Genomic DNA, 16,299 nt, shown 5'->3' with positions numbered 1-16,299 from the left:
GTGGGATATAGATTTTTCACACAAAATTGTTGAGATTATTCAACTGAACGGAGCTATTCATGGCAACTGTAAACCAGTTGGTACGTAAGCCACGCTCGCCAAAAGTCGAAAAGACTAATGTGCCAGCGTTAAATGCGTGTCCACAAAAACGTGGTGTTTGTACTCGTGTGTACACTACAACACCTAAAAAACCTAACTCTGCTCTACGTAAAGTAGCACGTGTTCGCTTAACTAACGGTTTCGAAGTTACTTCGTACATCGGTGGTGAAGGTCACAACTTGCAGGAACATAGTGTAATTCTAATCCGTGGCGGTCGTGTTAAAGACTTACCGGGTGTGCGTTACCACACTATCCGCGGTGCATTAGATTGTGCTGGCGTTAGTGCTCGTCGCCAAGGCCGTTCTAAGTACGGTGCTAAGCGTCCTAAGTCATAACTTGTCCGTTTAAGTAAGGCCAAGCTAGTTAAAAATATTCCAGTTTTGGAAATACCTGAAGCATACGGAGAATTGTTATGCCAAGACGTCGCGTTGTAGGACAACGTAAAATCCTACCAGATCCAAAGTTTAAAAGTGAGTTGCTGGCTAAGTTCATCAACGTCATTATGGTTGACGGTAAAAAGTCAACTGCTGAAAAAATTATCTACAAGGCATTAGATGTTGTCGCTGAAAAGAAAAGCGAAGATCATCTAACTATCCTTGAAGCAGCTCTTGATAATGTTCGCCCTTCAGTCGAGGTTAAATCTCGTCGTGTTGGTGGTTCTACTTATCAAGTACCATGTGAAGTTCGTCCAGTGCGTCGTAACGCACTAGCGATGCGCTGGTTAGTTGAAGCTGCTCGCAAGCGTGGTGAAAAATCTATGGCTCTACGTCTAGCAGGTGAAATGCTAGATGCATCTGAAAACAAAGGTACTGCTGTTAAGAAGCGTGAAGACGTGCATCGCATGGCTGAAGCTAACAAAGCCTTTGCTCATTACCGTTGGTAATTTGATGGAGCGGGCATTAGCCCGCTCCATATTGTTGATATTTTCTAAAGTGATAACTTTAGTTGAGAGGGTATAAATAGTGGCTCGTACAACCCCAATTGAGCGTTACCGTAATATTGGTATTGTTGCTCATGTGGATGCAGGTAAAACTACCACAACAGAACGTGTTCTGTTCTATACCGGTTTGTCTCATAAAATCGGTGAGGTGCATGACGGCGCTGCTACGACAGATTGGATGGTACAGGAGCAAGAACGTGGTATTACTATCACTTCTGCTGCAGTAACGACCTTTTGGCGTGGTATGGAAGCTCAATTCACTGAACATCGTATTAATATCATCGATACCCCTGGTCACGTCGACTTCACTATTGAGGTTGAGCGTTCATTACGTGTACTAGATGGCGCTGTAGTTGTTTTCTGCGGTTCATCAGGCGTAGAGCCTCAATCAGAGACTGTATGGCGTCAAGCCAACAAGTATGAAGTACCTCGTATGGTGTTCGTCAATAAGATGGACCGTGCAGGTGCTGACTTTGATAGTGTTATCGACCAAATCCGTAATCGCTTAGGTGCTACTTGTGTTCCAATTCAATTGAATATTGGCGCAGAAGAGGACTTCAAAGGGGTTATTGATTTAATTAAGATGAAAGCGATTAACTGGTCTGAAGAAGATCAAGGAACCACTTTCACTTATGAAGAAATTCCCGCAGATCTTTTAGCTAAGGCTGAAGAGATGCATGAGTATCTAGTGGAAAGTGCTGCTGAAGCATCTGATGAACTGATGGAAAAGTACCTTGAAGAAGGCACATTACCAGAAGCAGATATTAAGCAAGCATTACGTCAGCGCACAATTAACAACGAAATCGTATTAGCAACTTGTGGTTCTGCATTTAAGAACAAAGGTGTTCAAGCGGTTTTGGATGCGGTTGTTGACTACCTTCCTGCTCCTATCGAAGTGCCTGCTATTAAGGGTGTTGACGAGAACGAAAATGAAGTAGAGCGCCCATCAGACGATAACGCACCATTTGCTGCATTAGCGTTTAAAATTGCGACTGACCCATTTGTTGGAACTTTGACCTTTATCCGTGTATATTCAGGCGTACTAGAGTCGGGTGCAGCGGTTTATAATTCTGTTAAACAGAAACGTGAACGTGTTGGACGGATTGTACAAATGCATGCAAATGACCGTACTGAGCTTAAAGAAGTTCGTGCAGGTGATATTGCAGCGGCGATTGGTCTAAAAGAAGTAACAACTGGCGATACTCTTTGCGCAAACGATCACAAAGTGATTCTAGAGCGAATGGAGTTTCCAGAACCTGTTATTACCATTGCCGTTGAGCCTCGCTCTAAAGCAGACCAAGATAAAATGGGGATTGCACTACAAAAGCTAGCTGCAGAAGATCCTTCTTTTAGAGTGGAAACTGATGAAGAGTCAGCTCAAACATTGATTTCTGGCATGGGTGAATTACATTTAGATATTATTGTTGACCGTATGCGTCGCGAATTTAATGTCGAGTGTAACGTAGGTAAACCTCAGGTTGCCTATCGTGAAACGATTCGCTCATCAGTAGAAGTTGAAGGTAAGTTCGTACGTCAATCAGGCGGGCGTGGTCAATATGGTCACGTATGGCTGAAGATTGAACCGTTAGAAGACGGTGCAGGCTATGAATTTGTCAATGAAATTGTTGGTGGTGCAGTTCCTCGTGAATTCATCCCATCAGTAGACAAAGGTATTCAAGAGCAAATGAAAAACGGTGTTTTAGCCGGTTATCCTATGCTCGATGTGAAAGTGACTTTATTTGATGGTTCATATCATGATGTGGACTCGAATGAAATGGCTTTCAAAATAGCTGGTTCAATGGGCTTTAAAAAGGGTGCGCTTGAAGCAAGCCCTGTGTTACTAGAACCAACAATGAAAGTGGAAATTACCACTCCTGAAAGTAATATGGGCGATGTAGTAGGTGACTTAAACCGACGTCGTGGTGTTATTGATGGAATGGACGATGGCTTGGGTGGTGTTAAAATCATTCATGCAACGGTTCCACTATCAGAAATGTTTGGTTATGCAACTGACTTGCGTAGTGCAACTCAGGGGCGTGCTTCATACTCAATGGAGTTTGCTAAGTACGCTGATGCACCATCAAACATTGCAAATGCGATAATTGAATCACGCACCTAATTTTAGGTGTTTAACTAATGTTATATAGCTCGTAATCGAGCACTTCTGAAAAGAAAGGAATATATCGTGGCTAAAGAAAAATTTGAACGTAGTAAACCACACGTAAACGTGGGTACAATTGGTCACGTTGACCATGGTAAAACTACTCTAACAGCAGCTATCTCAGCAGTATTGACGAAAGCATACGGCGGTGAGACTAAAGATTTCGCACAAATCGATAACGCTCCAGAAGAGCGTGAGCGTGGTATTACAATTAATACTTCTCACATCGAATATGACACGCCTACACGTCACTACGCACACGTAGATTGTCCTGGTCACGCCGATTATGTTAAAAACATGATTACTGGTGCTGCACAAATGGACGGCGCTATCTTAGTAGTAGCAGCAACTGATGGCCCAATGCCACAGACTCGTGAGCACATCCTACTTTCACGTCAGGTTGGTGTACCTTTCGTTATCGTATTCATGAACAAATGTGACATGGTTGATGATGAAGAGCTACTTGAATTAGTAGAAATGGAAGTACGTGAACTTCTTTCTGAATATGACTTCCCAGGTGATGACTTACCAGTTATCCAAGGTTCTGCACTTAAAGCGCTTGAAGGCGATGCAGCTTGGGAACCAAAAATCATCGAACTTGCTGAAGCTCTAGATACTTACATCCCAGAGCCAGAGCGTGACATCGATAAGCCTTTCCTACTACCTATTGAAGATGTATTCTCAATTTCAGGTCGTGGTACAGTTGTTACTGGTCGTGTAGAGCGCGGTATCATCACTGTAGGTGACGAAGTAGAAATCGTTGGTGTTAAAGACACGACTAAAACGACTTGTACTGGTGTTGAAATGTTCCGTAAGCTGCTTGACGAAGGTCGTGCAGGTGAGAACTGTGGTGTTTTATTACGTGGTACTAAGCGTGATGAAGTTGAACGTGGTCAAGTACTTGCTAAGCCAGGTACAATCACTCCTCACACTACATTCGAATCAGAAGTATACGTGTTAAGCAAAGAAGAAGGCGGACGTCACACTCCATTCTTCAAAGGCTACCGTCCACAGTTCTACTTCCGTACAACTGACGTAACTGGTACTATCGAGCTTCCAGAAGGCGTAGAAATGGTAATGCCAGGTGACAACATCAAGATGGTTGTTACTCTAATCTACCCAATCGCGATGGACGACGGTTTACGTTTCGCTATCCGTGAAGGTGGCCGTACAGTTGGTGCTGGTGTTGTAGCTAAAATCGTTGCTTAATAGCGAAGTTAGTTAACACACTAAAAAGGAAGCTTCGGCTTCCTTTTTTGTTTCTGTTGCTTTTTAAATTGAACTGTGTAAAATCCACCGCCTTGAACAAACTAACTAGATTGAAGAGTTTTTGTTCGAAGGGGTTGATCTCTCATCTGATATCTGTATAATTCCCCTTCGCTGTCCTAGACAGTGTAATATAATGTTTAACCATAAGGGTTATTCATTTTCATAATTGACTCCGATTGGGAGTCTACGGTTAAATCATCTCGCTCTGCTTTTCCAATGGGAAGAAGCTAGAGGGTGATTTTTTATGTGTGCATTTTAGGAGCTCTGGTCAATGCAGAACCAAAGAATCCGTATCCGCTTGAAAGGATTTGATCATCGTCTGATCGATCAATCAACAGCGGAAATCGTTGAAACTGCTAAGCGTACAGGCGCACAGGTTCGTGGTCCTATTCCACTTCCTACGCGTAAAGAACGTTATACCATTTTGACTTCTCCGCACGTCAACAAAGACGCTCGTGACCAATACGAAATTCGTACTCACAAGCGCTTAGTTGACATCGTAGAGCCAACTGAAAAGACTGTAGACGCATTAATGCGTTTAGATCTTGCCGCTGGTGTCGACGTTCAAATTAGCTTAGGTTAATTGAGATCCTTAGAAGAGGTTTGAAAGATGGCTATCGGTCTTATTGGTCGTAAAGTGGGTATGACTCGCATCTTCACAGAAGATGGCGCTTCAATCCCTGTAACAGTAATTGAAATTGCTGGTAACCGTGTTACTCAAGTGAAAACTTTAGAAACTGACGGATACCGTGCTCTTCAAGTAACTACTGGTACCAAAAAAGCCAATCGCATCACCAAACCAGAAGCAGGTCATTTTGCTAAGAGCGGCGTAGAAGCTGGTCGTGGCTTATGGGAATTGCGTTTGGCAGATGGTGAGTGTGAAGGCATTGAAGTAGGTGCTGAACTTAACGTTGATATCTTTGCTGATACAGCGAAAGTTGATGTTACTGGTCAATCTAAAGGTAAGGGCTTCCAAGGCGGTATTAAACGCTGGAACTTCCACGCTCAAGATATGACACATGGTAACTCTTTGGCTCATAGATCTAATGGTTCTATCGGTCAAAACCAGACACCTGGTCGCGTTTTCAAAGGTAAGAAAATGTCTGGCCACATGGGTGCCGAGCAAGTCACTACTCAAAATCTAGACGTTGTACGTGTAGATGCAGAGCGTAACTTGTTATTGGTAAAAGGTGCTGTTCCTGGCGCTACCAATGGTGACTTGATTATCAAGCCAGCCGTTAAAGCATAGGTCTGAGGAGATAGTAATGGAATTGGTATTGAAAGACGCGCAAAGCGCTCTTGAAGTTTCCGAAACTACCTTCGGCCGTGACTTTAACGAGGCATTGGTTCATCAGGTAGTTGTAGCTTACGCTGCAAACGCGCGTCAGGGCACTCGTGCTCAACAGACTCGTGCGGAAGTAACTGGCTCAGGCAAAAAGCCTTGGCGCCAGAAAGGCACTGGCCGTGCTCGTGCCGGTAGTGTTAAAGGCCCGATCTGGCGTGGCGGTGGCGTAACATTCGCTGCTAAAACTCAAGATCACAGCCAAAAAGTTAACAAAAAGATGTACCGTGGTGCTTTAAAAAGCATTCTTTCTGAATTGGTACGTCAAGAGCGTTTAGTCGTTGTTGAATCTTTTGGTGTTGAAGCTCCTAAAACTAAAGAGCTGAAAGCTAAACTAAAAGAAATGAACTTAGAAGACGTTCTAATTGTTACTGCAGATGTTGATGAGAATTTATTCTTAGCAGCACGCAACTTATACAAGGTTGACGTACGTGACGTAGCGGGTCTTGACCCAGTTAGTCTAATCGCGTTTAACACTGTTCTTGTTACTGCTGATGCAGTGAAGCAAATCGAGGAGATGCTAGCATGATCACCGAAGAACGTTTGCTAAAAGTTATTCTTGCTCCACATATCTCTGAAAAGAGCACTGTGCTTGCTGAGAAAAACAACACTGTAGTTTTCCGCGTAGCAATCGATGCGACTAAAGCAGAGATTAAAGCTGCTGTAGCGAAGCTTTTTGAAGTTGAAGTTGATAGTGTCCGCACTTTGGTAAACAAAGGTAAAACTAAGCGCACTGGTGGCCGTGTTGGTCGTCGTAGCGATTGGAAAAAAGCCTATGTAACTTTAGCTGCTGGTGCTGACATCGATTTCGTTGGCGGCGCTGAGTAAGCAAAGGAGAATTATCATGGTAGTTATTAAGTGTAAGCCAACCTCTCCAGGTCGTCGCCACGTTGTTAAAGTGGTGAACAGCGACTTGCATAAAGGGAAACCTTTTGCAGGCCTGTTGGCTAAGAAATCTAAAAGTGGTGGCCGTAACAATACTGGTCGTATCACTGTTCGTCACGTAGGTGGTGGACACAAGCAGCATTACCGTATTATTGACTTCAAACGCAATAAAGACGGTATCCCTGCAAAAATCGAACGTCTTGAGTATGATCCGAACCGTACAGCTAACATCGCGTTAGTACTATACGCAGACGGTGAGCGTCGTTACATCCTTGCTGCTAAAGGTATGCAAGCTGGTGACGCAATCCAATCTGGTTTGGATGCAGACATCAAAACTGGTAACGCAATGCCGCTTCGCAACATCCCAGTGGGTAGTGTTGTGCACGCAGTAGAAATGAAGCCTGGTAAAGGTGCTCAAATCGCGCGTTCAGCTGGTGCTTATGTTCAAGTTGTTGCTCGTGATAACCAATATGCAACTCTACGTCTTCGCTCTGGCGAAATGCGTAAAGTACCAGTTGATTGTCGTGCAACATTCGGTGAAGTTGGTAACGCTGAGCACATGCTACGCCAGTTAGGTAAAGCAGGTGCTAAACGCTGGAGAGGCGTACGCCCTACAGTTCGTGGTGTTGCAATGAACCCGGTTGACCATCCACATGGTGGTGGTGAAGGCCGTACTTCTGGTGGACGTCACCCAGTGAGTCCATGGGGTGTGCCAACTAAGGGTTATAAAACTCGTAGTAATAAGCTCACCGACAAGTACATTGTACGTCGTCGTAATAAATAGTAAGAGGATTCGCCCATGCCACGTTCTCTCAAGAAAGGTCCTTTCATTGACCTACACTTGCTGAAGAAGGTAGAGAAAGCGATGGAAGCGGGAGACAAAAAGCCAATTAAGACTTGGTCTCGTCGCTCAATGATCATCCCAAATATGATTGGGTTGACCATCGCTGTCCATAATGGTCGTCAGCACGTACCTGTGTTCGTAACTGACGAAATGATCGGTCATAAGCTTGGTGAATTTTCACCAACTCGCACTTATCGCGGCCATGCTGCAGATAAGAAAGCGAAGAAGCGTTAATACGGGAGACATAAGATGGAAGTTTTAGCTAAACATCGTTACGCCCGTACGTCTGCGCAGAAGGCCCGTCTAGTTGCTGATCAAATTCGAGGATTGCCTGTTTCTAAGGCACTTGAGATTTTGACCTTCAGCCCTAAGAAAGCCGCCGTACTGGTTAAAAAAGTACTAGACTCAGCTATCGCAAACGCCGAACACAACGAAGGTGCAGATATCGATGAGCTTAAAGTTGGTAAAGTCTTCGTTGACGAAGCACCAACAATGAAGCGCATCATGCCTCGTGCCAAAGGCCGCGCTGATCGTATCATGAAGCGTACCAGCCACATTACTGTGGTTGTATCAGATCGCTAGGAGAAGAGAGCAATGGGACAGAAAGTACATCCTAATGGTATCCGTCTGGGTATCACAAAGCCTTGGATCTCTACTTGGTACGCCGATAAAGCAGATTATGCAAATAACCTGCACAGCGACTGGGAAGTTCGTCAATATCTCACTGAGAAATTGAAGGCTGCATCAGTATCTAAAATCGTTATCGAGCGTCCTGCGAAGAGCATCCGCGTTACTATTCACACTGCCCGTCCAGGTGTTGTGATTGGTAAGAAAGGTGAAGACGTTGAAGTATTACGTGCATATGTATCTAAAATTACAGGCACTACTGCTCAAATCAACATCGCTGAGATCCGCAAGCCTGAGTTAGACGCAAAGCTTGTTGCTGACAGTATCGCACAGCAATTAGAGCGTCGCGTTATGTTCCGTCGCGCTATGAAGCGTGCAGTTCAAAACGCAATGCGCATTGGTGCTCAAGGTATCAAAGTTGAAGTGAGCGGCCGTCTAGGCGGTGCTGAAATCGCACGTTCTGAATGGTATCGTGAAGGTCGTGTACCTCTACATACCTTACGTGCTGATATCGACTATTCTACTTCTGAAAGTCACACTCAATACGGTGTGATTGGTGTTAAAGTTTGGATCTTCAAAGGCGAAGTTCTAGACGGTATCATCCCAGCATTAGAAGAGCCGAAGCAGCAGCCTAAGCGCAAGCCTCGTGGTAAATAGGAGAAACTTTAATGCTGCAACCTAAACGTATGAAGTTTCGCAAGATGTTCAAAGGCCGCAACCGTGGTCTAGCGAACGGTACTGAAGTTAGCTTTGGTACTTTCGGTTTGAAAGCAGTCGGCCGTGGCCGTTTAACTGCACGTCAAATCGAATCTGCACGTCGTGCCATGACACGTCACATTAAACGTCAAGGACAAATTTGGATTCGAGTTTTCCCTGACAAGCCAATTACCTCTAAGCCTCTTGAAGTGCGTATGGGTAAAGGTAAAGGTAACGTTGAATACTGGGTATGTCAGATTCAACCTGGTAAGGTTCTTTATGAGATGAATGGTGTATCTGAAGAGTTAGCGCGTGAAGCGTTTGCTTTAGCATCTGCCAAGCTTCCTATTAAGACTACCTTCGTAACTAAGACGGTGATGTAATGAAAGCGAGCGAACTAAGAGAAAAGAGCGTTGAAGAACTTAACGCTGAACTACTTGGTCTGCTGCGTGAGCAGTTTAACCTGCGTATGCAACACGCTACTGGTCAGTTGACTCAAACGAATCAATTGAAATTAGTGCGTCGTAACATTGCACGTGTTAAGACCATTATTACTTCTAAGGCAGGTGCGTAATGTCTGATAAAATCCGTACTTTGCAAGGTCGAGTACTTAGCAACAAAATGGACAAGTCTATTACTGTTGCTATTGCACGCCAAGTGAAACATCCTATTTATGGGAAGTACATTAAGCGTACAACTAAGATCCATGCACATGACGAAACAAATCAGTGTAATGAAGGTGACGTAGTGACTATTAGTCAGTGTCGTCCTCTTTCTAAGACTAAGTCTTGGACACTAGTTGAAGTAGTAACAAAGGCCTAATTTTTCATTAGGTTATAGTAAACGGCTCCAAAGATTGGGGCCGTTTGTTTTTTTCTGCTATGCAATCCAAAATATTGGTGTTATACTTGCGCGCCATTTTTGACTAAATTGTTGTCAGTTAGGTTTACCTAATTAATTTACAAGATAGTTTATAAAATGGTCGAAATGATGATCCCAATGTTGGGATTTGTGTAGTAACGATAGCGGAGCACTTAAAATGATCCAAATGCAATCGACTCTAGACGTCGCGTGTAACAGTGGCGCTCGTAGAGTTCAGTGTATTAAGGTCTTGGGTGGCTCTCATCGTCGTTATGCCGGTATCGGCGACGTCATCAAGGTTTCTGTAAAAGAAGCAATTCCTCGCGCTAAAGCGAAGAAAGGTGATGTATATAACGCGGTGGTAGTCCGTACTAAGAAAGGCGTACGTCGTCCAGATGGTTCTGTCATTCGCTTCGATCGGAATGCAGCAGTTTTGCTTAACGCAAACCTTGCACCGATTGGTACTCGTATTTTTGGACCAGTGACACGTGAATTGCGTACCGAGCAGTTTATGAAAATCGTCTCTCTGGCACCAGAAGTACTGTAAGGAGCTTCAAAATGGCAGCTAAAATCCGTCGTGAAGACGAAGTAATTGTACTAGCAGGTAAAGACAAGGGTAAACGCGCAAAAGTTTCTCAAGTCCTACCTACTGGTAAGTTGATTGTTGAAGGCATCAATCTTGTTAAAAAACACCAAAAGCCAAACCCACAATTGGGCGTAACTGGCGGCGTTATCGAGAAAGAAGCACCGATACAAGCATCAAACGTAGCGATCTTTAACCAAGCCACAGGCAAGGCAGATCGTGTTGGTTTCCGATTCGAAGACGGCAAAAAAGTCCGTTTCTTTAAATCGAATAGTGAACTCATTAAGTAAACGGAGTAAACGATGGCGAAACTGCATGATAAATATCAAGAGACTGTTATTGCAGAACTTTCTAAAAAGTTCGGCTATACCAGTGTCATGCAAGTCCCTCGGATTGAAAAAATCACCCTTAACATGGGTGTAGGCGAAGCAGTTGCAGACAAAAAAGTTATGGAGCATGCGCTTCGTGACATGACTGCAATCGCTGGTCAAAAACCAGTTGTAACTGTTGCACGTAAATCAGTTGCTGGTTTTAAAATCCGTGAAGGCTACCCTATTGGCTGTAAAGTTACCCTACGCGGTGAGCGTATGTGGGAATTTTTAGAGCGTTTAGTTGACATTGCAATCCCACGTATTCGTGACTTCCGTGGCCTAAGCGCAAAAGCGTTTGACGGTCGTGGTAACTACGCAATGGGTGTGCGTGAGCAAATCATCTTCCCAGAAATCGATTATGATAAAATCGATAAGATTCGTGGTATGGATATTGTTATCACTACTACTGCGAAGAATGATGAAGAAGGTCGTGCTTTGTTAGACGCATTTAACTTCCCATTCAAGAAATAAGGGTAGCATAATGGCAAAATCATCTATGAAAGCACGTGAAGCAAAGCGTGCACAGCTCGTAGCTAAATATGCTGAAAAGCGTTTAGCACTTAAGGCTTTAATCAGCGCTCCTGATACTTCTGAAGAAGATCGTTGGGATGCTGTACTTAAGTTACAAGCTCTACCTCGTGATTCTAGCGCGTCGCGTCAGCGTAACCGTTGTAATCAAACTGGTCGCCCACATGGTGTTCTACGTAAATTCGGTCTTAGCCGTATTAAACTACGTGAAGCAACTATGCGTGGTGAAGCTCCTGGTCTGCGTAAGGCCAGCTGGTAAGCACTTGTCACGGAGTAAGCTAATATGAGCATGCAAGATCCTATTGCGGATATGTTAACACGTATTCGTAACGGCCAAGCTGCTAACAAAGTATCGGTAACGATGCCTTCAGCTAAGTTAAAAGTAGCAATTGCGAAATTACTTAAAGACGAAGGTTATATTACTGACTACGCCGTAGCAGAAGAAGCCAAGCCTGAATTAGAAATCACTTTAAAGTATTTCCAAGGCAAACCAGTCGTTGAGACTATCCAGCGCGTATCTCGCCCAGGTCTTCGTATTTACAAAGGTAAAAACGAACTTCCTAAGGTGATGGGCGGTCTGGGTGTCGCAATTGTGTCCACTTCTAAAGGCTTGATGACCGATCGTGCTGCCCGCCTAAATGGCATGGGTGGTGAGGTTATCTGCTACGTAGCGTAAGGAGCTAGGTATGTCACGTGTAGCAAAAGCACCAGTGTCTATTCCTGCCGGCGTAGAGGTGACCTTAAACGAACAAACTATTACCGTAAAAGGTGCTAAAGGTAGTTTGACTCGAGTAATCAACAATGCGGTAAGTGTTGTTCTAGAAAACGGCGTATTAACGTTTGGTCCAGTTGAAGGCGTTGCTAACGCTTGGGCTCAAGCTGGTACAGCTCGTGCACTAGTAAATAACATGGTTGTTGGTGTTTCTGAAGGATTTGTTAAGAAATTAAAGTTAATTGGTGTTGGTTACCGTGCAAAAGTTGCTGGTAAAGACCTTGACCTTACTTTAGGTTTCTCACATCCATTGGTTCACAAACTGCCCGCAGGTGTTACTGCAGAGTGTCCTAGCCAAACTGATATCGTACTTTCGGGTGTTGATAAGCAGTTAGTTGGTCAGGTCGCTGCTGAGATTCGTGGATACCGTCCACCTGAGCCTTATAAAGGTAAAGGTGTTCGCTATGCAGACGAACAAGTACGCCGTAAAGAGGCTAAGAAGAAGTAGGTAACGCGATATGGATAAGAAAACATCTCGCTTACGCCGCGCTACTCGCGCTCGTAAGAAGATCCAAGAGCTGGGCGTGAACCGTCTGGTTGTACATCGTACACCGCGTCACATTTATGCTCAGGTTATTAATCCTGAAGCTCAGGTGGTGGCAGTTGCTTCAACCGTTGAGAAAGCGGTTAAAGAACTACTAAAGAGTACCGGTAACGTAGACGCGGCTAAAGCAGTAGGTAAAACTGTTGCTGAGCGTGCGATCGAAAAAGGTGTAACAACAGTTGCATTCGACCGTTCTGGTTTCAAGTATCACGGACGCGTAGCAGCACTAGCTGACGCAGCTCGTGAAGCTGGCCTGAAATTCTAAGGGGTTATAAAAATGGCTAAATTAGAAGCTCAGCAGAAAGACGATTTGCAAGAGAAATTAATTGCAGTTAATCGTGTTTCTAAAGTAGTTAAAGGTGGTCGTATCTTTAGCTTCACCGCACTAACAGTGGTAGGTGATGGTAATGGTAAGATTGGCTATGGCTATGGTAAAGCGCGCGAAGTTCCAGCTGCTATTCAAAAAGCAATGGAAAAAGCCCGCCGTAACATGGTAACTGTAGAACTGAATGGTGGTACTTTGCATCACCCAGTTAAAGGTCGCCACACTGGTTCGCGTGTTTACATGCAACCAGCATCGGAAGGTACCGGTATTATCGCCGGTGGCGCAATGCGTGCCGTATTGGAAGTTGCAGGCGTTCATAACGTACTGTCTAAAGCATACGGTTCTACTAACCCGATCAACATCGTTCGCGCAACTGTAGATGCGTTGGTGCACATGAAGTCACCATCACAAATTGCAGCTAAGCGTGGCCTGAATGTTGATGAAATTCGAGGTTAATGCACCATGGCTACTAAAACGTTTAAAGTAACACAGACAAAGAGTGCCATTGGTCGTTTGCCAAAGCACCGTGCCTGTTTATTAGGTCTAGGCCTAAGACGTATTGGCCACACTGTTGAACTTGAAGATACTCCTTCGGTTCGCGGTATGGTTAATAAAGTTTACTACATGGTTAAGGTGGAGGATTAATAATGCGTTTAAATACTCTATCTCCAGCAGCAGGTTCTAAATCTGCTCCTAAGCGTGTAGGTCGTGGTATTGGTTCTGGTTTAGGTAAAACTGCAGGTCGTGGTCACAAGGGACAAAAGTCTCGTTCTGGCGGCGGTGTGCGTATCGGTTTTGAAGGTGGTCAAATGCCACTTAAAATCCGTTTACCTAAATTCGGTTTTACCTCGCGCAAAGCTTTGGTTTCAGCTGAAGTTCGTTTACTCGAACTAGCAAAAGTTAACGGTGATGTTATCGACCTGAACGCTCTGAAAGATGCGAACGTAATTACTCGCAACATACAGTTTGCGAAAATCGTTCTTTCAGGTACCATTGAACGCCCAGTGACCGTAAAAGGTCTGAAGGTAACCAAAGGTGCTCGTGCAGCTATTGAAGCTGCCGGCGGTAAGATCGAGGAATAATACGTCGATGGCAAAACCAGGACTTGATTTAAAAAGCGCGAAAGGCGGTTTATCAGAATTGAAAACTCGTCTCCTGTTCGTGATTGGTGCGATTATCGTCTTTAGAGCCGGTTCGTTTGTGCCAATTCCTGGTATTGACGCAGCTGTGTTAGCAGAGTTGTTTGCTCAACAAAAAGATACCATCCTAGGCATGTTTAACATGTTCTCGGGTGGTGCTTTAGAGCGTGCTTCTATCTTTGCTCTTGGTATCATGCCGTATATTTCGGCATCGATTATCATGCAGTTATTGACTGTAGTTCATCCTGCCCTTGCTGAATTGAAAAAAGAAGGCGAGTCAGGAAGAAAGAAAATTAGTCAATACACAAGATACGGAACGCTTGTGTTGGGTACACTCCAATCAATCGGTATCGCGACAGGTTTACCAAGCCTAGTACCTGGCCTAGTTGCCAATGTAGGATTTGGTTTTTACTTTGTAGCAGTTGTCAGCTTAGTAACAGGAACGATGTTCCTAATGTGGCTAGGTGAACAAATTACCGAGCGTGGTATTGGTAATGGTATCTCGATATTAATTTTCGCAGGTATTGTTGCTGGATTACCTTCTGCTATCGGCCAAACGGCTGAACAAGCTCGTCAAGGTGATTTGAATGTACTGGTACTGTTGTTATTAGCGGTAATCGTATTTGCTGTAACTTATTTGGTAGTATTTGTAGAACGTGGTCAACGTCGTATCGTCGTTAACTACGCAAAGCGTCAACAAGGCCGTAAGGTGTTTGCTGCGCAAAGTACACATTTACCACTTAAAGTTAATATGGCGGGTGTGATTCCACCAATTTTTGCATCCAGCATAATTTTGTTCCCAGGCACACTGGCTCAGTGGTTTGGACAAAATGAGTCTATGTCATGGTTAAGCGATTTCGCTTTAGCTGTGTCACCAGGACAACCGCTGTATTCATTATTGTATGCAACAGCTATCGTTTTCTTCTGTTTCTTCTATACTGCGTTGGTGTTTAACCCGCGTGAGACAGCTGATAACTTGAAGAAGAGTGGTGCGTTCATTCCTGGGATTCGTCCTGGAGAACAGACTTCGCGTTACATTGATAAAGTAATGACCCGCTTGACATTAGCAGGCGCTATTTACATTACCTTTATCTGCTTAATTCCGGAGTTCATGTTAATTGCGTGGAAAGTACAGTTCTATTTTGGCGGTACTTCACTACTAATTATTGTAGTCGTAATCATGGACTTCATGGCTCAGGTTCAGACCCATATGATGTCACATCAATATGAGTCTGTGATGAAGAAAGCTAACTTAGTAAACAAAGCGAATTTAGATCGCTTTGGACGCTAGTTGCTTTAACGGAGTGATGAAATGAAAGTTCGAGCTTCCGTGAAGAAGATCTGCCGTAATTGCAAGATCGTCAAGCGTAGTGGCGTTGTACGTGTGATTTGTGTTGAACCAAAACACAAACAGCGTCAAGGCTAAAAAAAAGATATTTGCTCAGCTCAATATTGAGCTGAGCAAATAATGTTTGCAAATTTGTCGACTGTCGAGTATCCTTTCGGGCTTTTCGCAGTTGGCCTTTAACATTTAAGGAGTGCATAGTGGCCCGTATCGCTGGCATTAACATTCCTGATCAAAAGCATACAGTCATCGCATTGACTGCTATCTTTGGTATTGGACGTACACGCGCTAGAGCAATCTGCGCAGCTACTTCAATCGCTGAAGATGCTAAGATCAAGGAATTGAGCGAAGCTCAAATAGATATTCTACGCGAAGAAGTTGCCAAATACTCAGTAGAGGGTGACTTACGTCGTGAGATTTCAATGAACATCAAGCGTCTTATGGATCTTGGTTGTTATCGTGGTCTCCGCCATCGTCGTAGCCTGCCTCTTCGTGGGCAACGTACTAAGACCAATGCGCGTACGCGTAAAGGTCCACGTAAACCAATTAGAAAGTAACGGGAAGGTAAACCAAAATGGCTAAAGTTCCGTCACGTTCTCCGCGTAAGCGCGTACGTAAACAGGTTGCAGATGGTATGGCTCATATCCATGCATCTTTCAACAACACAATTGTCACCATTACAGATCGTCAAGGTAATGCGTTGTCATGGGCTACCTCAGGTGGTTCAGGTTTCCGTGGTTCACGTAAATCTACACCATTCGCTGCGCAGGTTGCTGCTGAGCGTGCAGGTATTGCTGCTCAAGACTACGGTGTTAAAAACCTTGAAGTTTTCGTAAAGGGTCCAGGTCCAGGTCGTGAATCAGCCATCCGTGCGCTGAATGCTGTTGGTTACAAAATTACCAACATTACCGATGTGACACCTATCCCTCATAATGGCTGTCGCCCACCTAAAAAGCGTCGTGTATAAC

Annotated in this window: 29 protein-coding genes; all 29 read left to right on the top strand. The window is 44.3% G+C overall.

What is annotated here, in order from left to right; all coding sequences use genetic code 11:
• The first annotated feature begins 59 nt into the window (after window positions 1-59).
• The 29 genes from rpsL to rpsK all read left to right on the top strand — a co-directional run bounded on the left by rpsL (window position 60) and on the right by rpsK (window position 16,298).
• Window positions 60-434: a 30S ribosomal protein S12 gene (rpsL, locus tag SJ2017_RS20295; protein WP_055026549.1), complete on the top strand. Its 375-nt coding sequence runs from the start codon at window positions 60-62 to the stop codon at window positions 432-434.
• A gap of 77 nt (window positions 435-511) precedes the next feature.
• Window positions 512-982, top strand: a complete 471-nt coding sequence (gene rpsG, locus SJ2017_RS20290; RefSeq protein WP_055026548.1) for a 30S ribosomal protein S7 — start codon at window positions 512-514, stop codon at window positions 980-982.
• A 79-nt stretch (window positions 983-1,061) separates the two neighbouring features.
• Entirely contained in the window at window positions 1,062-3,158 is a 2,097-nt protein-coding gene (fusA, locus tag SJ2017_RS20285; RefSeq protein ID WP_065108933.1) for an elongation factor G, read from the top strand.
• A gap of 66 nt (window positions 3,159-3,224) precedes the next feature.
• Window positions 3,225-4,409, top strand: a complete 1,185-nt coding sequence (gene tuf, locus SJ2017_RS20280; RefSeq protein ID WP_080917157.1) for an elongation factor Tu — start codon at window positions 3,225-3,227, stop codon at window positions 4,407-4,409.
• 331 nt (window positions 4,410-4,740) lie between these two features.
• Entirely contained in the window at window positions 4,741-5,052 is a 312-nt protein-coding gene (gene rpsJ / locus SJ2017_RS20275; RefSeq protein ID WP_055026509.1) for a 30S ribosomal protein S10, read from the top strand.
• A gap of 27 nt (window positions 5,053-5,079) precedes the next feature.
• Window positions 5,080-5,718 (top strand): 50S ribosomal protein L3, encoded by a 639-nt coding sequence (rplC, locus tag SJ2017_RS20270; protein WP_055026508.1) that lies wholly within the window; start codon window positions 5,080-5,082, stop codon window positions 5,716-5,718.
• Between the two features lie 16 nt (window positions 5,719-5,734).
• The gene (rplD, locus tag SJ2017_RS20265; RefSeq protein WP_055026507.1) at window positions 5,735-6,340 is read left to right on the top strand and encodes a 50S ribosomal protein L4; all 606 of its coding nucleotides are present in this window, start codon (window positions 5,735-5,737) and stop codon (window positions 6,338-6,340) included.
• The gene (gene rplW / locus SJ2017_RS20260; protein WP_055026506.1) at window positions 6,337-6,639 is read left to right on the top strand and encodes a 50S ribosomal protein L23; all 303 of its coding nucleotides are present in this window, start codon (window positions 6,337-6,339) and stop codon (window positions 6,637-6,639) included. Before rplD ends, rplW begins: the two co-directional genes overlap by 4 nt.
• 16 nt (window positions 6,640-6,655) lie before the next feature.
• Window positions 6,656-7,480 carry a 50S ribosomal protein L2 gene (gene rplB, locus SJ2017_RS20255; RefSeq protein WP_080917155.1) on the top strand — a complete coding sequence of 275 codons (825 nt, stop codon included), beginning with the start codon at window positions 6,656-6,658 and terminating at the stop codon, window positions 7,478-7,480.
• 15 nt (window positions 7,481-7,495) lie between these two features.
• Complete coding sequence (rpsS, locus tag SJ2017_RS20250; RefSeq protein ID WP_006083596.1) at window positions 7,496-7,774, top strand: 30S ribosomal protein S19; 279 nt, start codon at window positions 7,496-7,498, stop codon at window positions 7,772-7,774.
• A gap of 15 nt (window positions 7,775-7,789) precedes the next feature.
• On the top strand, window positions 7,790-8,122 hold the full coding sequence (gene rplV, locus SJ2017_RS20245; RefSeq protein ID WP_055026504.1) for a 50S ribosomal protein L22: 333 nt from the start codon (window positions 7,790-7,792) through the stop codon (window positions 8,120-8,122).
• 12 nt (window positions 8,123-8,134) lie between these two features.
• The gene (rpsC, locus tag SJ2017_RS20240) at window positions 8,135-8,824 is read left to right on the top strand and encodes a 30S ribosomal protein S3 (protein ID WP_055026503.1); all 690 of its coding nucleotides are present in this window, start codon (window positions 8,135-8,137) and stop codon (window positions 8,822-8,824) included.
• Between the two features lie 11 nt (window positions 8,825-8,835).
• A complete protein-coding gene (gene rplP / locus SJ2017_RS20235; protein WP_055026502.1) occupies window positions 8,836-9,246 on the top strand; it encodes a 50S ribosomal protein L16 in 411 nt (136 codons plus the stop codon).
• Entirely contained in the window at window positions 9,246-9,437 is a 192-nt protein-coding gene (rpmC, locus tag SJ2017_RS20230) for a 50S ribosomal protein L29 (protein ID WP_006083592.1), read from the top strand. Before rplP ends, rpmC begins: the two co-directional genes overlap by 1 nt.
• Window positions 9,437-9,685: a 30S ribosomal protein S17 gene (rpsQ, locus tag SJ2017_RS20225; RefSeq protein WP_055026501.1), complete on the top strand. Its 249-nt coding sequence runs from the start codon at window positions 9,437-9,439 to the stop codon at window positions 9,683-9,685. The genes rpmC and rpsQ overlap by 1 nt, the downstream gene beginning before the upstream one ends.
• A 217-nt stretch (window positions 9,686-9,902) precedes the next feature.
• A complete protein-coding gene (gene rplN, locus SJ2017_RS20220; protein ID WP_055026500.1) occupies window positions 9,903-10,271 on the top strand; it encodes a 50S ribosomal protein L14 in 369 nt (122 codons plus the stop codon).
• 11 nt (window positions 10,272-10,282) lie between these two features.
• Complete coding sequence (gene rplX, locus SJ2017_RS20215; RefSeq protein ID WP_055026499.1) at window positions 10,283-10,597, top strand: 50S ribosomal protein L24; 315 nt, start codon at window positions 10,283-10,285, stop codon at window positions 10,595-10,597.
• A 12-nt stretch (window positions 10,598-10,609) separates the two neighbouring features.
• Complete coding sequence (rplE, locus tag SJ2017_RS20210; RefSeq protein WP_055026498.1) at window positions 10,610-11,149, top strand: 50S ribosomal protein L5; 540 nt, start codon at window positions 10,610-10,612, stop codon at window positions 11,147-11,149.
• 10 nt (window positions 11,150-11,159) lie between these two features.
• The gene (gene rpsN, locus SJ2017_RS20205) at window positions 11,160-11,465 is read left to right on the top strand and encodes a 30S ribosomal protein S14 (protein WP_080917154.1); all 306 of its coding nucleotides are present in this window, start codon (window positions 11,160-11,162) and stop codon (window positions 11,463-11,465) included.
• Between the two features lie 24 nt (window positions 11,466-11,489).
• Window positions 11,490-11,882 carry a 30S ribosomal protein S8 gene (gene rpsH, locus SJ2017_RS20200; protein ID WP_055026496.1) on the top strand — a complete coding sequence of 131 codons (393 nt, stop codon included), beginning with the start codon at window positions 11,490-11,492 and terminating at the stop codon, window positions 11,880-11,882.
• 10 nt (window positions 11,883-11,892) lie between these two features.
• A complete protein-coding gene (rplF, locus tag SJ2017_RS20195; protein WP_055026495.1) occupies window positions 11,893-12,426 on the top strand; it encodes a 50S ribosomal protein L6 in 534 nt (177 codons plus the stop codon).
• 10 nt (window positions 12,427-12,436) lie between these two features.
• Window positions 12,437-12,787 carry a 50S ribosomal protein L18 gene (gene rplR / locus SJ2017_RS20190; RefSeq protein ID WP_055026494.1) on the top strand — a complete coding sequence of 117 codons (351 nt, stop codon included), beginning with the start codon at window positions 12,437-12,439 and terminating at the stop codon, window positions 12,785-12,787.
• Between the two features lie 12 nt (window positions 12,788-12,799).
• Window positions 12,800-13,303, top strand: a complete 504-nt coding sequence (gene rpsE / locus SJ2017_RS20185; RefSeq protein WP_055026493.1) for a 30S ribosomal protein S5 — start codon at window positions 12,800-12,802, stop codon at window positions 13,301-13,303.
• A 6-nt stretch (window positions 13,304-13,309) separates the two neighbouring features.
• Complete coding sequence (gene rpmD, locus SJ2017_RS20180) at window positions 13,310-13,492, top strand: 50S ribosomal protein L30 (RefSeq protein WP_055026492.1); 183 nt, start codon at window positions 13,310-13,312, stop codon at window positions 13,490-13,492.
• Window positions 13,493-13,494: 2 nt separating this feature from the next.
• Entirely contained in the window at window positions 13,495-13,929 is a 435-nt protein-coding gene (rplO, locus tag SJ2017_RS20175; RefSeq protein ID WP_055026491.1) for a 50S ribosomal protein L15, read from the top strand.
• Between the two features lie 7 nt (window positions 13,930-13,936).
• Window positions 13,937-15,277, top strand: a complete 1,341-nt coding sequence (secY, locus tag SJ2017_RS20170) for a preprotein translocase subunit SecY (RefSeq protein ID WP_055026490.1) — start codon at window positions 13,937-13,939, stop codon at window positions 15,275-15,277.
• Window positions 15,278-15,298: 21 nt separating this feature from the next.
• The gene (gene rpmJ, locus SJ2017_RS20165; RefSeq protein ID WP_006083579.1) at window positions 15,299-15,412 is read left to right on the top strand and encodes a 50S ribosomal protein L36; all 114 of its coding nucleotides are present in this window, start codon (window positions 15,299-15,301) and stop codon (window positions 15,410-15,412) included.
• Window positions 15,413-15,531: 119 nt separating this feature from the next.
• Complete coding sequence (rpsM, locus tag SJ2017_RS20160) at window positions 15,532-15,888, top strand: 30S ribosomal protein S13 (protein WP_055026489.1); 357 nt, start codon at window positions 15,532-15,534, stop codon at window positions 15,886-15,888.
• A 17-nt stretch (window positions 15,889-15,905) separates the two neighbouring features.
• Window positions 15,906-16,298 carry a 30S ribosomal protein S11 gene (rpsK, locus tag SJ2017_RS20155; protein ID WP_011635661.1) on the top strand — a complete coding sequence of 131 codons (393 nt, stop codon included), beginning with the start codon at window positions 15,906-15,908 and terminating at the stop codon, window positions 16,296-16,298.
• Window position 16,299: the final 1 nt, after the last annotated feature.

Source organism: Shewanella japonica, from assembly GCF_002075795.1.
In the GTDB taxonomy this organism is placed as follows: domain Bacteria; phylum Pseudomonadota; class Gammaproteobacteria; order Enterobacterales; family Shewanellaceae; genus Shewanella; species Shewanella japonica.
The sequence above is the reverse complement of the archived record's forward strand: the minus strand, read 5'-3'. Positions and strand labels throughout refer to the sequence as shown.